Here is a 16,447-nt window from a genome sequence, read left to right as displayed (position 1 = left end):
ATGTATTTATCTATAGCGCCAGAAACATTCTAGCGCTTGCGTGAATGATTTAAAATAAAAAAAGCCGTATCAAACGATACGGCTTTTTGTCATATATAAACGATCTTTTATTTGACCTCTTTTAAGGCATTATCTACCAATGTTTTTAAATGAGCTTTATGCGCCCTACTGGCAGTATTACCGTTAGAATTCGATGCCATCCTTTGTATGCTCTTCAAATTGTGTAAGATCATAGACTTGGCAGCATGCGGATATCTGGTATTGATCCTTCCGGTTAAAGCATTTATCAGCATATTGGTATACTCCAATTGTAAATTCTGTCTTGAAGTATTTACATTACCGTAAATATCTGCATTGAAAATTGCCTTGTTCAGATCTGTCATCATACTGGATAAGCTGTACTCGTTTCCGTATAACTGGGAATCCAGGATACGTTGCATAGTATTAAAGTGTAAAACGTGTCTTAATACACTTCTCTGCATATTCAGGATCCTGGCGTGGATCTTCGGATCCTCAGGACTGGCAAAGAAATTGTAGCCTCTTCTCTGCATTTGCAGGTAACCGTATAACTGATCGGATACTTTAAATGCGTTAGGAGAGAAAACATAAGTTTCCAGAGCCTTCATCGCTTTACGCTGCTTAGTTGCCTCTACCGGAATAAAAGGCTTGGTACCTCCATCTTGTCCAATAAAAGCCCGATCTACATAAACCCCTCCGATATATCGGGAGATGGTATTGGCAGACCCTGCTTGCTGTCCTGTAACTACGAGGTATGAAGTTCTTAAGGAATGATAAGACTGATTGTCTTTGCTGAATTTCTTAAGAAGCTCCTTGGAAACATTTTTCGAAAGTTGCATTCTCTGAATCGCGTAATCTATAGCATTGCTACTTAGGTCACCTACATTAACTCTTGGATCCATTGCTTTTCCGGGAGCTCTCATATCATCGGCATCGTTACCGAAGAATAATTTATGCTCGGTAGATCTTTTAAGAACAGCATCCAGTTCACCCTGATTGTTAACCGGCTTATATCCGAACTCAATAGCCCAATGATCGTATGGCCCCGGAGTTTTGGTCCAGTAATTCCCCTGATTCGAACGATCAGAAGAGAAATTCACTGCCGGATAGTCCATTACAGAACCGATAAGTCCGACTTTCTCTGTGATACTGGCATTATTTATATCTTCAAGACTGTGAAGCTGACTGGACTTCATATTGTGATTTAAACCTAGGGTATGTCCCATTTCATGAAGGATCAGGAAGTGAAGGAATTCTTCCACCATCTTGCTTTTTTCCAAAGCTCCTTCTCCCATGGCATCAAGAGCAGCCATTCCGAACATATTATTTAACTGCGCAAACTGACCCGCAGAACAATATGCAGGATCGTGTTTCATATATTCGGCTTCTTCTTCATAATCGCCTAGATACATTTCAAAACCGGCTTTGTCAAAAACACCTTCGTTTCTCAGGTTGTTACCCAGAGAACCGTATTCAAGCATGATATCGGCACCAAGTATCTGTCCTGTTCTCGGGTTTACAAAGCTTGGTCCGTATCCACCAAACGGAGGATTAGGAGAAGAAGTCCATCTCAATACATTGTAACGGATATCTCCTGCATCCCAATCAGCATCATCCGGTTGTTCCTTAATAACAACTGCATTCTTAAAGCCAGCCTTTTCAAAAGCCTCATTCCACTTAAGTCCCGCTCTTTTAATGATCGGTCTTATCTCTTGGGGAGTAGTATTCTCTATCCACCAGGTGATAGGCTCTACAGGCTCTGACATAGCAGCATTAGGATCCTTTTTTTCAAGGTACCATCTGTGAACCAGGTCTCTGTAGGGGGTATAACTCTGAGAAGTCATATCGGTAACCTGAGTAGTAAAGAAACCTACTCTTGGGTCATCATACCTGGGTTGGTAATTATTGTCAGGCATTTCAATTAAACTGTGATATACCTTGATACTCACATTCCTTCCATCAGTAACACCACGACTCCCGTTGTTAAGTACACTCGACTTACTGTAGGTGTAATTGATCTGGAGATCTGTGTTTTCCGGATAGTTTCGGATCCCGGAAACTTTGGTTTTTCCTTTGTCAAGATTCCCTAAAGTAAAAGCGGTGGGTGGCTGCCCGGGAAAACGCGGAGGTTTTACCTGAAGTAAAGTTTCCTTCAGGAAAATATTGTCTGCCTTAATAAGATAAAGACCTTTTTCCTTATCGTGAGCCGCAATTTTTTCACTGGCCATTATTCCTTTACTGATATTGGCGTTAGCAGCTTTGGCAACCGCATTGTCCGGATCAAAATAGGAAGAAGTGTTTTGTGTTATAAATTCGATTTTGTCGTAAAATCTTTTGATCTTGAAGATCTTGGAACCGCGATAAGCTCCTCTGAAAGCTCCCACGTCAACAACTCCATCAGCTATCTGACTAAAATAAATAAACTCTTTCCCCAGCTGATCTTCCGATACCAGCATCTGGATAGAACCGTTTACCGTATCCTGATAGATCGTAAAGAGTCCTTCAATTTTTTTACTGGATTTAGTAAGATCGGCAATAGATTTCTTTTTACTGGGTTTTTTTACGGGAGCGGTTGGAACTGCTTCCTTCTTATTTTTCTTTTTTCTTCGTTGTGCGTTCGCATCATTAATGCTAAACAGGAATACAAATGCAAGCAGAAAAATTGCATTTTTCCCTAAACTAATTCGTTTCATATATAACAAGTTTGGTTTTAATAATGTGGTTTAAACAAATTTAACCGAGATTTGTTATAAAACTTCTTAATAAAAGGTTAAATAGGACGAATATTCCACTTGTTTTTTGAACTGCTTTGACTTTTTTCTGAAGAAAAATCCTGATTTGAGATTTACTCCTTCGGAGAGGCAACAGAATTAGATTATTACCAATAAAAAAAGGGATCATCAGATCCCTTTTTCAGTATATTTTTTTCCTCTTAATTATTCACCATAAATACCGCATTGGCAAAGAAGAGCTTTCCGTTTTCCCAGAAACCTCTGAAAAGCGGATTGTCTACCATATAGATAACCGCACCTCTGCCGTAATCCTGACTTCCGAAAATAAGGCTTTTGGATGTTTGCTTGAGAGCGTTGCTTCCCGCAAACCCTGATACCGGCTTGCCTTCGCTTTCCTCAATATATACTACATTGCCACTTTCAAGGAAATCGTAGGTACTACTGCTTAGCTTCAGGCTGAAATAAGTATCATCATATCCGAATGCCAGAGGATGCGTAGTATCGACCTTTGTTTTAAAGATAGCTCCGGTAATAAAGTTCTTAACCTGTTCTCTTTGTCCGGCACGATAGGAGAGCAGATGATTGGTACTGTCTTTTTCCGCTTTTTTGCTCTTAATGCCAAAACCTTTATCGCCTTTAAGTCCGCTTACCGAATTTCCAATAGCGATCAGTTTTCCTCCGGCACGAACCCATGCTTTTAAGGATTTCATCCTGTTGTCATTAAGGAAGCTTCCATAAAATCCGTTAGGCAGAATAAGCACATCGTAATCCGAGAGATTTACTCTTCCAAAATAGTCTTCATTCAGTACCGAAACCGGATATCCGAGTTGTTTCTCAAAGAAATGCCAGATCTCCCCGAAACTAAGGGTAGAGGTAGGCCCGCCCGACAGTACGGCCACTTTAAGGTCGGGGATCATCTTTACACTGTCCGAACCGAAATCCTTCCCGCTTTCCACAAAACCACTGTCTACATTTTCAAGCGATTTTTTGTGGTTGGAAGCTATCTTCAAGAGCTGGCTCCTGAAATTTTTCACATGCTTGTTATCCGCTTTGGTAATGATCAGACTTCCTCTTCCGTAAGCCTTATTGTTTACCGTAAAAGCCTCTTCATTGTAGCGCACCCTGATCTTATTTTTCAACAACTCTGCCAGGAAACGTGCATCTTTCATACTGTTCCAGTTGGTCACATAACCGTAGGAATCGGTATTTGTTGGTTGTGCGTATTCCAGGTTGTCAGACACCGACGGGGTAGCACTCACCGTATTTTCAGAGGCAATGGTCTTCAGTCCATAGGCATATGGAAGGGACCAGGCCGTAATATCATAGGTAAGCGAGTCGCTTAATTTGGTCTTAGGTTCAAAAAGTACTTTTACTAGCGTGGCTTTCATCTGATTGGTGCTCACTACAAGATCGGAAGAGCTGGTTCTCATACTTCCTGCCTTTCCGCTGTCGTAATCGTATCCTCTTACCGTGGTATTTCCCGCATAGCCGTATTTAATTTCATGCCTGTCCAGCAGATCCGTTAGCGCTTTTAATTTGTCTTTGTCACCTTTTAGGATATAACTTTTGTATTTAAAATTCTTGTTGTTATAGAATTTTTTGAATTCATCGTTAAGCTTCTGTGCATTCAGCGAAGAGATCTCCACGGTAGATAAACCGGTAGTGTGGTGATGAGCTATCCTGTCTTTTAAGGTCAGGGTATCCCCGTTACGGGTAATGATCCCCAGGCCTGCACGTCCGCTACCTCCCTGTTCGTACGTCATTCCTATCCCTCCGTTATAAGTGGGGTAGGTATCTCCGTAACTGGGATATAACAGATCAAAAACTTCCTTGGTAAAATAAAACCATCCGTTCGCATCGAAGTATTTGGCGTGGTTCTTCCCTATGGTGACCTGAAAATTCCTTTGCCAATCCGTAATAACCTCATGAAAAGGTTCTGCAGCCGGAGCAAAATAATAGGGATCGTCCACTCCCTGCTCGTGAAAATCTACGTGAATATGAGGTAACCATTTATTAAAAACTTTAAGGCGTTGCTGAGACTCCACCTGCGTTGCCCAGGCCCAGTCTCTGTTCAGATCGAACATATAGTGATTCGATCTTCCGCTCAGCCAGCCTTCGTGGTGTTCCTTACTGTTAGGATCTACATTATGAGCGTCATTCACAAACTGATTGTACCAGTTCACATAGCGGTCACGCCCGTCAGGATTGATACAGGGATCGATGATCACCACCGTATTTTTAAGCCAGTCTTTCTTTTTGGTCAGCAACTCGTATATGGTTTGCATAGAGGCTTCCGTACTTACGCTCTCGTTACCATGAACATTGTAACTCAGCCAAACCACTGCCACCGAAGGATTTCCTTCCCCTTTGGCAGAATTAAAATGAGCCGCTCTGATCTCTTCCAGCTTCTGCATATTTTCTTCAGACGAAACAAATGCAACCATTAATCTCCGTTGTTCATTGGTCTTTCCGTAAGACTCCAGTTTCATCATAGAAGCAGCAGCCCCCGCAAGGTATTCGTAATAATCAACCACCTGGTGGTGCCGTGTAAAACGGGTTCCCAGTTCATATCCTAAAAATTCCGAAGGCGATTTGATTTGCTGTGCAGTAACTAAAACAGTAAAGAAGAGTAGTGCGATGGTAAATTTAAACCTCATGTATTTTAAATATTAATTAGACGAGTACCAAAACTACTAAATTATTGCCTATGGAGAAATAACATCTTAACGTATTTTTAGGAATTGAAAGAAGAAAGAGTTTTATCTTTACCGCTTTGTTTGGCGTTTGGTTTTACCGACCAATAAAACCACCGGGCTTTTGGTACTCGCTTCCCTTTTCAGGGAGAGCTCAGACAACTACCGCAATCCCTAACGCTTTTAATAATTATAAACTATGCCAACCGACTGTATTTCGTTCAGAGAAACCGGATATTTTTCAAGTTTAATTTGTGATTACCTCGAACAAAAGGAAGAGATCCAGCCTTTTTATCATCGTTTTCCTTCCCTCGAAAATTTAAAGGAACAAATAGAAGAAAAAAGAGCTTCTTTCTCCGGCGAAAACAGAAAAGTTCTGGTAGAAGCCTTAAACAAGCAGTACAGAAAAACAGAAATATCAGAAGCTACAGAGGCGAATATCAGTGCTCTGAATGATCAGAATACATTTACGGTCACTACCGGGCATCAGCTTAACCTTTTTACAGGTCCGCTCTATTTTCTTTACAAAATAGTATCTGCCATCAACCTTTCCCGCAAATTAAAGGAAGCATATCCTGAAAACAATTTTGTACCTGTTTATTGGATGGCTACCGAAGATCACGATTTTGATGAGATCTCTTTCTTCAATTTTAAAGGAAAGAAATTCCAGTGGAGCAGGAGCTCCGGAGGAGCTGTTGGCGAATTGTCAAATGAAGGCCTGGAAGAGGTCTTTGATCTTTTTTCCAAACAATTGGGCGGAGGACGAAATGCCGAAGAATTAAGAGAATTGTTTAAAGCAGCTTACCTGGAGCACGACAATTTAACAGAGGCTACCCGTTTTCTGGCAAATTCCTTGTTCGGAGAATATGGCCTGGTAATAGTAGACGGAAATGACAGTGCGCTTAAGAGATTGTTTATTCCTTATGTTCAGAAAGAACTGGAACATCAGACTTCTTTTTCAAGTATAGAACCGCTAGCTAAAGAACTAAGTGCAAAAGGATATAAAGTACAGGTAAATCCGAGAGAGATCAACCTTTTCTATCTTTCCGAAAGATTGAGGGAGCGTATTGTTGAACAGAACGGACAGTATGGAGTTAACGATACCGATATAAGTTTTTCCAAAGAAGAAATACTCAAGGAACTGGATGAGCATCCGGAGCGTTTTAGCCCTAATGTAATGATGCGTCCGCTCTATCAGGAAGTCATCCTGCCCAACCTCTGCTATATTGGAGGAGGAGGAGAGCTCGCGTACTGGCTGGAGCTTAAAGATTATTTTAAAACCGTTAATGTACCGTTCCCCACCTTACTCCTGAGGAATTCCGTTCTTGTAGCGACTTCCAAACAAAAGGAAAAACTGGAAAAACTCGACCTTTCCTATAAAAATCTCTTTTTAAAACGGGATACCTTTATTAACAGGAAAGTCAGGGAGATCTCGAATATAGATATCGATTTCTCTCCGCAGAAAAAGCATCTGGAAGAACAGTTTGCCGCTTTATATGACTTGGCAGAACAGACAGATAAGAGCTTTTTCGGAGCAGTAAAAGCGCAGGAAATAAAGCAATTGAAAGGGATAAATAATCTGGAAAAAAGATTGCTGAAGGCCCAGAAAAGAAAACTGTCAGATCATGTATCCAGGATCACTGAAATACAGGACAGCCTGTTCCCGGGACAATCCCTTCAGGAAAGGAACCTCAATTTCTCAGAGCTTTATCTGGAACATGGCAAAGAATTGATCTCTGTACTCTTAGATACCTTAGACCCGCTAAAAGGAGAATTCCTTATTCTTGAAATATAAAAACAAACGGTAAGCATTCCTTTGCATTTTTGCGCCCGCTACCGAATTCAGGAAATGTACTTCCCGAACTACTTTTCTTTTGAGATTTAGTATGTTAAATTTTTCCAAAGGCTGTACTTTTGTGGAAAATTTAGACCTATGCATAATTTAGATATAGATTTGGTGGAAATGACCATGGATGTCATGAAATATTCCATTAACCGAATTACCAACAGAAACCCGGTACTGGGGGCTCCGAAAAAAGAAGAGGAGCTTCGAAAAATTGTGGGAGAAACTATCACTCCCGAGGGGATCGGAGGAGAAAATGCATTTCAGCTATTTAAAGATGTTCTGTCGAGAGCGATCGTTCCGATCGATCATCCGAGGCATCTGGCTTTTGTACCTGCTTCCCCTACCAAGGCTGCGGTAATGTTCGATCTGGTAACTTCGGCTTCAAGTATACACGGAGCGTATTGGATGGAAGGTGCCGGAGGTATTTTTTGTGAAAATGAGGCTATGAAGTGGCTGGTAGAACTTACACAGATGCCCGAAGGTGCTTTTGGAGTATTTACCAGCGGAGGTACGGCTGCCAATCTCTCTGCTATGGTAACAGCCAGAGAACACTGGCGTTCGAAAGATGAAAGCAATCAGGGAGAAAAAGGTCTTATGATCACCTCAATAGGGGCGCATTCCTCTATTAAGGCAATGGCTAAGGTAATAGATGTTGATGTACTTCTGATCAACTCGGAAGATCGTTTAACAGGCGAAGAACTGCAAAATACGATCGATGGCCTGGATCCTCATCAGCGTAAAAGGTTGTTTGCAGTGGTTGCCACCGGTGGAACTACCAATGCAGGGATCGTAGACGACCTCGACGGTATTGCTAGTTCCTGTAATAAAGAAGAAGTGTGGTTTCATGTCGATGCGGCTTACGGAGGTGGTGCATTGGCTGCCGATTCGGTAAGACACATGTTTAACGGAATTGAAAGATCAGACAGTGTAACCATAGACCCGCATAAATGGTTGTTCTCACCCTATGATTGCGGTGCGGTTATTTACCGAAATCCCGAACTGGCCAGAAATGCTCATGCTCAGGAGGGATCCTACCTGGATATTTTTAAAGATGAAGGCGCCAGAGGCTTCAATCCGTCAGAATACCAGATCCAGCTAACGAGAAGGGTAAGGGGGCTTCCTCTTTGGTTCTCTCTGGCCATGCACGGAACAGATCGGTATAAAGAGGCTATAGAAAGGGGTATTGAGCTGGCTCTGATAGCCGGAAAGATGATAGAAGAAAATCCACTGGTAGAGCTGGTACGCGAACCCAGCCTGTCCTGTGTACTTTTCAGAAGAAAAGGATGGACACCGGAAGATTATAAAAACTGGACCTATAAAAATCACAAAGCCGGATTTGCTCTGGTAACTCCTACCAAATGGAAAAAAGGAGATGAGTTCGAAACAGTAGCCCGTTTCTGCTTTATCAATCCCGATACTACTACAAAAGATATTCAGGAGATCCTGGATACAATGGAATAGATACCGGGGCTTTTTGCGTGCGGTACAGATGAAAAATGCCAAAGGGGAAAATTATTTGAAACTTAGATTTTTCCTTTTGGCATTAAATAGTATTTTTGCGCATGCAAGACAACGTACTAATTTTAGACTTCGGTTCACAGTACACTCAATTAATTGCTCGCAGGGTTCGTGAGTTAAATATTTACTGTGAAATTCATCCATTCAACAATTTACCAAACAATGTTTCTTCCTTTAAGGCAGTGATCTTATCGGGCTCTCCCTTTTCAGTAAGAGGTGAGGAAGCACCACATCCCGACCTGTCGGAGATCAAAGGAAAGATCCCTCTTCTGGGAGTGTGTTACGGGGCGCAGTACCTGGCGCATTTTAATGGCGGGAATGTGGCTCCTTCCAATACCAGAGAATACGGAAGAGCAAATCTGTCTTTTATCGAAAATGGAGAGTTGTTCTTTGAAGGTATAGAGACGGGAAGCCAGGTTTGGATGAGCCATAGCGATACGATTAAGGAACTGCCAACGGGGGCCGTTAAACTGGCCAGTACCGGAGATGTGGAAAATGCCGCTTATAAAATAGAAGGCGAGGCCACTTACGCTATCCAGTTTCACCCGGAAGTATATCACAGTACCGACGGAAAACAGTTGCTGGAGAACTTTTTAGTGAAAATAGCCGGAGTGTCGCAATCCTGGACACCCGATAATTTCGTAGATATGACAGTGGCTTCTCTAAAGGAGCAGGTGGGAACCGAAAAAGTAGTGCTGGGATTGTCCGGAGGAGTCGATTCTACAGTAGCTGCTGTTTTGTTGCATCGAGCGATCGGGAAGAACCTTCACTGTATTTTCGTAAATAATGGTTTGCTGAGGAAAAACGAATTCGAAAGCGTCCTTGATCAATACGAAGGTATGGGCTTGAACGTAAAAGGCGTAGATGCTTCGGCACGCTTTTTGGATGCGTTAAAGGGAATCGATGATCCTGAGAAGAAAAGAAAGGCCATAGGTAATGTGTTTATCGATGTTTTTGATGATGAGTCGCATTTGATAGAGGATGCAAAATGGCTGGGACAGGGAACCATTTATCCGGATGTTATTGAATCTACTTCGGTAAACGGACCTTCCGCAACCATTAAGAGTCACCATAATGTTGGGGGTTTACCGGATTATATGAAACTGAAGATCGTGGAACCATTGCGAATGTTGTTTAAAGATGAGGTAAGGAGAGTAGGAGCTTCCATGGGAATAGATCCGGAATTACTCGGAAGACACCCGTTCCCCGGCCCGGGACTTGCTATCAGGATCCTGGGAGATATCACACCTGATAAAGTTCGTATCTTACAGGAAGTAGATTCGATATTTATCAACGGCCTTAAAGAATCTGGCCTCTATAATAAAGTATGGCAGGCAGGTGCTATTCTTTTACCGGTAAATTCGGTAGGTGTAATGGGTGATGAACGTACTTATGAGAAATGTGTAGCGCTGAGAGCAGTGGAAAGTACGGATGGGATGACAGCAGATTGGGTGAATTTACCTTATAAATTTTTGCAAAAAACCTCAAATGAAATAATAAACCGGGTTAAAGGCGTTAATAGAGTAGTGTATGACATTAGTTCTAAACCCCCGGCAACCATAGAATGGGAATAATAAATAACAAATGAAGAAATTCGCTTTACTCTTTTTAATTACTTTTTTTGGCTTGTCCAGCCTGATGGCGCAGCAATTTAAAACGCATGCGGTTAAGGAAGGAGAGACCATAGAAAGTATCTCCAGGCTATACAAAATAAAACCTGCCGATATCTTAAGGCTGAACCCCGAACTAAAAGGGGGGTTAAAAGTAAATACCATCCTGGTTATTCCTCCTTCCCTGGAAGAAAATAAGCCGATAATAAATGCGGCAACTACAAAACAGGAGGTGACTTTTAAGCAGCACCGGGTAAGAAGAAAAGAAACCCTTTTCAGTATTTCCCAGAAATACGATATCGAAATAGAAGATATAAAAAGGTTTAATAAAGAACTGTACAGCAGGGAACTCAAAAAAGGAGAGCGGATAAGGATCCCTAAATTCTTAACGCCCAGAGTTGCTGAGAATCCGGCAGACAGTATTCCGGAAGGCCTGGCAAAATACATTGTACAGCCCAAGCAGGGGAAATGGCGAATTGCCTATGAACACGGGATTACCGTAAAAGAACTGGAAGAATTGAACCCGGAACTGGGCGAAATGCTTCAGGAAGGACAGGAGATATGGGTACCGGCAAAAGAACTGGAAGAGAAGAATGTAGTGATCGATACCCTGTATAATTACTATACGGTACTACCGAGAGAAGGATTTTTCAGATTAAAACTCAAATTGGGCACTACACAGGAGCAATTGGAAGAACTTAATCCAGAGCTTAAAGACGGTGGTCTTAAGGTTGGAATGATCCTGAAGATCCCCAAGGAAATAGAAGGGGATTTTGATGTAAAGGACGGCCTGGTAGTTGAAAAATTCAGACTCATCGACAGTATAAGGACCGATGAGGTACTCAATATTGGCCTGATCATGCCCTTCAACCTGAATAGGGTAGATCTCGATTCGGTTAGCGTATTACGGGAACAGATAAATGGAAACCGATGGCTGAGCAGATCTCTCGATTTTTATGCAGGTGCCAGAATGGCCCTGGATTCCGCCAAACAACTGGGAATATCAGTTAATGTGAAGGTGTATGATAGCGAAGCGAATGAAAATGTGGTTTCCAATCTTATTGCCAATACCGATTTTGAAGGTACAGATGCCGTGATAGGCCCGTTTTTCCCCGGACCTTTTAATGAAATGGCTCGCGGATTAAGAACTAATAATATTCCGGTTTTTGCACCCTTTACAAAAAATATAGACCTGGCTCCGAATGTGTTTCAGACAATTCCGAGCGATGAGGTTCTATATGAGAAAATGGTAAAGTACCTGGATAAGAGAGTAGAAGGTAAAAACCTTATTATAATTGCGGATTCCCTGAGTATGCCTACTAAAGAAAGGCTTTTACTCAGATATCCTACAGCCAAGGTGGTCGATCCTATCGAAAATCGTTTTATCAGACTGGATGAACTGGACCCGGTTCTGGTTGAGGACCAGGAGAACTGGGTAATAGTAGAAACTAAGAGTATTTCCCTTTTAGCAAATATCACCTCGGTATTAAATTCGGCTCACGGAACGAGACTGATCGAGGAGGAAGAGAAAACCTTCGATATAAGGATGTTCACTACCAATAAGAACAGGGCTTTCGACAGCGATAATGTATCTAATTTTCACTTGTCCAAACTCCGGTTCCATTATCCGACAACCGATCGGTTGTCCTCTATGAATTCCGAATTCTCAAAGGAATACGAAAGACAATACGGATCCTTCCCGGACCGATATGCCATCAGAGGTTTTGACCTGACCATGGATGTGATCTTACGCCTGGCATATAACAAAAACCTTTATATCGGGGCAGAACGTATCAGCGAAACCGAATATGTAGAAAATAAATTCAATTATACCAGAAGATTTTTCGGAGGTTATTATAATACCGCAGCGTATATAGCCTATTATGAAGAACTTGAAATAAAAATTGCCAGGGATAATGACATCAAAAGTAACCTATAAAGGAGATCTCCGTACTACCTGCATCCACCTTAAATCGAATAATGAATTTATAACGGATGCACCTACCGATAATAACGGTAAAGGGGAAGCATTTTCACCCACAGATACGGTAGCTACAGGATTGGCAAGTTGTATGCTTACGGTAATGGGAATTAAAGCCAGAGACCTCGAAATAGATCTTAAAGGAGGGATGGCCGAGGTAACCAAGACCATGGCGGCAAATCCCAGAAGGATCTCAAAAATTGAGGTTAATTTTGATTTTCCTTTGTCGGTAGACGAAAAGACAAGAAAGATCCTGGAGCATACAGCTAATACATGTCCGGTACATCACAGCTTACATCCGGATATTGAAAAAGTAATTTCTTTTAAATGGGGATAAATGCAAAAATGGTCGATCATACTCGTATTTCTGCTCCTTCTTGGTTCCAAGGAGGAAGAATTTATTGAGTGGAGCGAAGACCGTAAGCTAACCTGGGCCGACTTTAAAGGAGATCCCGATTACGATACCGATGCTGCAGCCACCACGGCTTCAGGAATATCCTATAAACTTTCTGCAGGGATCACCGGAGACAAGGTAAACCTTAAATGTGAAGTAAAGACTTATTTTTATCCTCAGAGCTCCTGGTATAAAAAAGAACTGTCAGATAGCATTGTATTAAGCCACGAGCAACTTCATTTCGATATTACCGAATTACATGCCCGTAAATTAAGGAAGAGAATAGAAGAGGGGAGTTTTACTGCAGATGTTAAAGCAGAAGTAAGAGCCATTTATGCAGAGGTCAATGATGCTCTTCGGTTAAAGCAGAGAGCTTATGACAATGCAACCGATTTTTCCAGAGATCACCCTAAACAGAGAGAATGGGGGATACTCATAAAAAAAGAGCTATCGGAATTCGAAAATTACCAATAGCCCCATAGTGTGGACGAAATATATCTTTTTACTATCGAGTGAAGTTTATGATCACGGTACCTGTGGTTTGTGCCGTTTCTCCGTTAAACATAATCTCCTGATCCAGATTTAATCTTATTTCCAAACTGTTTTCCGTTAGTTGTGTAACAGTAAAACTCGGACTGGTCCCGAACTCTTCCAACGTACTGTCATCAGAGTCTATGGTGAGTGTACTCCCGTTAAGTTGCCAGGTACCGTCTAAGAAGAGACCGTCTACCTGCTCTTCTTCCGTTTCGGTTTGTCCGAAAGCAGTTATGGTCAGTATTTGGACAAAACTCCCGGAGCTACTTACCGTGTTTGGGTTTTCGGAAAAAACTACCTGTAGATCCTCGTTAGACGTACTAAGCGAAAAATCTACGGTTACCGTTACACCCTCCTGGGTAACAACAGCACTTCCGTTTTGCGTGGTTACACCACTTAAATTCCAGGTTCCCGGTAAATTGGCGCTGTCAAAATCAGCTTCGTTATCATCCGAAGTACAAGCCGCGAATGTAAAGACGAATGCGACAATTAATAGTTTAAAATATTTCATAGCTTAATCAATAGATGGTTTGTAAAATCTAACGGGATAAAAGTTGATTTATTTCATTTACATCAACTGCCCGAAGAAAATAGCATTCATCATTAATTTGTTCGTTCCGTACCAGAATGCCCTGAAATTAGTATTATCTGTAAATACAACAACACGACCTCTTCCCATTCTTCTTACCTGGAACGGAACAGAGTTCTTAAGAATTTCAAGGTTCTCCTCCGAAATATAACCGCTCAACAGAGGATTGGAAGTATAGGTAATAGGATTGTTATAGCTCTGCTTATCAGGTTCTATGTAAATATTGGTGTTTCTGAACATAGCTATCTTATCGTTCTTATACCCGAAGTTAATAGGGTGTGAACGATCTGTTTTAGCTTCAAAAATAGCACCACCGGTTACCTGTGCTCCTCTGAAACGCTGACGCTCCTCAAAGCTTACATTTTTAGCCACCAGGTCATTTTCCCTGTATTCAAGTTTTATAAACTCGTTGTTCTTTAACCAGCTTACAGCATTCCTGTATCCGATAAGCGTACCTCCGCTGCGTACCCAGTCCTGTAGTTTCTTCTTGGCACTTCCGGATACTCCTCCAAAGGTATTTGGAAGAATAAAAACGTTGTATTTACTAAGATCTACACTGTTAAAATAACTGGCATCGATCTTGGTGATCTTCATATTGTAACGCTGATCGAATAAGTGCCAGATCTCTCCGGCATCATAAGGAGATATCCCGCTTCCTACCAGCATGGCCACTTTTGGTTTTCTGACAGTTTCAAAATCGTTACTTCCAAGATCAATACCCTCGGTATATCCTGTAGATACAGCTGTGATATTTATATGACTATCTTCGGCAACTTTACTGAGGAAAGTGTATAGCTCATCGGCATTTAGTTTCTGATTCTGTACCGGAACCATGATAGTACCGTAATCGTATTTTTTACCTTCAACACTAAAAGGAGTTGGGCCTACTTTAGCTCTGATACCTTTTTGGAGTATCTTGTTCAGTGCTCTTGGTGTATAGTATTCATGCCATTCGAAAAGATAAGCATAACTGCTTTTTCCGCTAATACTTCCCTTTTTCATTTTAAGATCCGAAACCTCGTTTCCTGCATTGTTTAAACCGTTCAGATTGGCATAATCCAGGTTAAAGGCCAGGGGGAAAGTCCAGGCAGATACATCGTAAAAAAGACTGTCCTTAAAAGTGGTTCTTTTTTCGAACATCGCATTGATGATCGTGCTGTTCTTTTGATTGGTAGGAACAATATAGCTATAGCCTTTTTTATATCTTTTTCCGTTAGCGGTGAAATCATTAGCCACCTCGTGGATCTTTATATTGTGTCTCTTTAGTATCTCTGCCAGATGAAAGGTCTTTGCAGCATCTTTTTCATCACCGAAAACAATGGCTTTGGTTTTGTTTCGTGATCCGGAATTCCTTGCATCAGCATAGAAATCGCGCTGATAGCTCAGTAATTTGGTCCTTAAGCTCTTAGCTGCTGCCAGTGTAGATAGCATGGCGGTAAACTGATTCCTGATAGTAAAAGGGAATGTAAGTGTTCCGTTCTCACTCTCCTGGATATGTCCTCTGGAACTTCCCTGTTCGAAAAGGATACCGATACTTCCGTTAATATCCGGAAAAGTAGATCCTTTCCCGTAATAGTAATCATCAAAGTTCTCACCGGAATAGTATAAAGATCCCAGTTTGTCAAGGGCTTTTACGTGAAAACCTGCAATTTCTGCGGTTAGCTCCTGGTTCATTTGAGGAGTAAGAGGGTGAACACGATCAGGTTCTCCCGGCTGGAAGAAGAAAGTAGAATTCGTACCCATTTCGTGATGGTCGGTCAGGATATTCGGTAACCATTTGTGAAAGGATTTGATCCTTGCCCGGCTTTCCGGTAACTGCACCGGTAACCAGTCTCTGTTCATATCAAACCAGTAGTGATTGGTTCTTCCTCCCGGCCATACCTCATGGTATTCTCTTTCATTGTTATCTGAATTCAGATTGTGACTTCTGTTGGTGTTGGCCCAATATGCAAATCGCTGAAGCCCGTCCGGGTTAAGGGAAGGGTCCAGAAGAATAACAGCATTGTCTAATAATTCTTCTATTTCCTGCCCCTGGGCTGCTGCCAGGTAGTAGGCAAGAGCCAGTCCTGCATTGGCACCACTGGGCTCATTTCCGTGAATGGAAAGTCCCTGGTAAACCACCACAGGCATATCATTTACATCTAAGGAACCAGCCCCGCTTTCGGTAAGCTGGATGTGCTGCTGACGTATTTCTTCTAAACGCTGATGATTCTTCGGATTGGTAACCGTAAGCAGAAGAATAGGTCTTCCTTCAAAAGTGCTTCCGCGGTTTTCCAGGCTAATACGATCTGAAGCATTAGCAACGGCTTTCATATATTCTACCAGCTTGTCATGTGTAACGTGCCATTCTCCGACTTCATGGCCTATAACAGATTTAGGCGTCGGGATAGATGGGTTATAACTGATATTTTGTGGTAAATAATAGGAAAGATCTGCTTTTTGCTGCGCTTGTGAGAAACCTACAAACAACAGCAAAAAAAAGGAGATAATTTTTTTCATTACAAGGAATTTAGTTGAAATGTAAATATAAAA

The 16,447-nt window shown here is 41.7% G+C and carries 10 protein-coding genes; 6 read left to right on the top strand and 4 right to left on the bottom strand.

What is annotated here, in order from left to right; genetic code table 11:
- Positions 1–107: 107 nt before the first annotated feature.
- Complete coding sequence (locus GWK08_RS02225; RefSeq protein WP_163605278.1) at positions 108–2,711, bottom strand: zinc-dependent metalloprotease; 2,604 nt, start codon at positions 2,709–2,711, stop codon at positions 108–110.
- A 239-nt stretch (positions 2,712–2,950) separates the two neighbouring features.
- Entirely contained in the window at positions 2,951–5,407 is a 2,457-nt protein-coding gene (locus GWK08_RS02220) for a M14 family metallopeptidase (protein ID WP_163605277.1), read from the bottom strand.
- A 235-nt stretch (positions 5,408–5,642) separates the two neighbouring features.
- Here GWK08_RS02220 and bshC point away from each other — a divergent pair, with 235 nt between their 5' ends.
- From bshC to GWK08_RS02190, 6 genes are all read left to right on the top strand, one after another.
- Positions 5,643–7,238 carry a bacillithiol biosynthesis cysteine-adding enzyme BshC gene (bshC, locus tag GWK08_RS02215; protein WP_163605276.1) on the top strand — a complete coding sequence of 532 codons (1,596 nt, stop codon included), beginning with the start codon at positions 5,643–5,645 and terminating at the stop codon, positions 7,236–7,238.
- Between the two features lie 138 nt (positions 7,239–7,376).
- The gene (locus tag GWK08_RS02210; protein WP_163605275.1) at positions 7,377–8,750 is read left to right on the top strand and encodes a pyridoxal phosphate-dependent decarboxylase family protein; all 1,374 of its coding nucleotides are present in this window, start codon (positions 7,377–7,379) and stop codon (positions 8,748–8,750) included.
- A 101-nt stretch (positions 8,751–8,851) separates the two neighbouring features.
- Entirely contained in the window at positions 8,852–10,381 is a 1,530-nt protein-coding gene (gene guaA, locus GWK08_RS02205; RefSeq protein WP_163605274.1) for a glutamine-hydrolyzing GMP synthase, read from the top strand.
- Positions 10,382–10,391: 10 nt separating this feature from the next.
- On the top strand, positions 10,392–12,356 hold the full coding sequence (locus GWK08_RS02200; RefSeq protein ID WP_163605273.1) for a LysM peptidoglycan-binding domain-containing protein: 1,965 nt from the start codon (positions 10,392–10,394) through the stop codon (positions 12,354–12,356).
- A complete protein-coding gene (locus GWK08_RS02195; RefSeq protein ID WP_163605272.1) occupies positions 12,334–12,735 on the top strand; it encodes an OsmC family protein in 402 nt (133 codons plus the stop codon). Before GWK08_RS02200 ends, GWK08_RS02195 begins: the two co-directional genes overlap by 23 nt.
- The gene (locus GWK08_RS02190) at positions 12,736–13,266 is read left to right on the top strand and encodes a DUF922 domain-containing protein (protein ID WP_163605271.1); all 531 of its coding nucleotides are present in this window, start codon (positions 12,736–12,738) and stop codon (positions 13,264–13,266) included.
- A 31-nt stretch (positions 13,267–13,297) separates the two neighbouring features.
- Here GWK08_RS02190 and GWK08_RS02185 read toward each other — a convergent pair whose 3' ends face one another.
- Together GWK08_RS02185 and GWK08_RS02180 are read right to left on the bottom strand one after the other, a co-directional pair.
- On the bottom strand, positions 13,298–13,837 hold the full coding sequence (locus tag GWK08_RS02185; protein ID WP_163605270.1) for a hypothetical protein: 540 nt from the start codon (positions 13,835–13,837) through the stop codon (positions 13,298–13,300).
- A 57-nt stretch (positions 13,838–13,894) separates the two neighbouring features.
- Positions 13,895–16,414 carry a M14 family metallopeptidase gene (locus GWK08_RS02180; RefSeq protein ID WP_163605269.1) on the bottom strand — a complete coding sequence of 840 codons (2,520 nt, stop codon included), beginning with the start codon at positions 16,412–16,414 and terminating at the stop codon, positions 13,895–13,897.
- Positions 16,415–16,447 lie beyond the last annotated feature (33 nt).

Source organism: Leptobacterium flavescens, from assembly GCF_010671605.1.
GTDB lineage: Bacteria > Bacteroidota > Bacteroidia > Flavobacteriales > Flavobacteriaceae > Leptobacterium > Leptobacterium flavescens.
The sequence above is the reverse complement of the archived record's forward strand: the minus strand, read 5'-3'. Positions and strand labels throughout refer to the sequence as shown.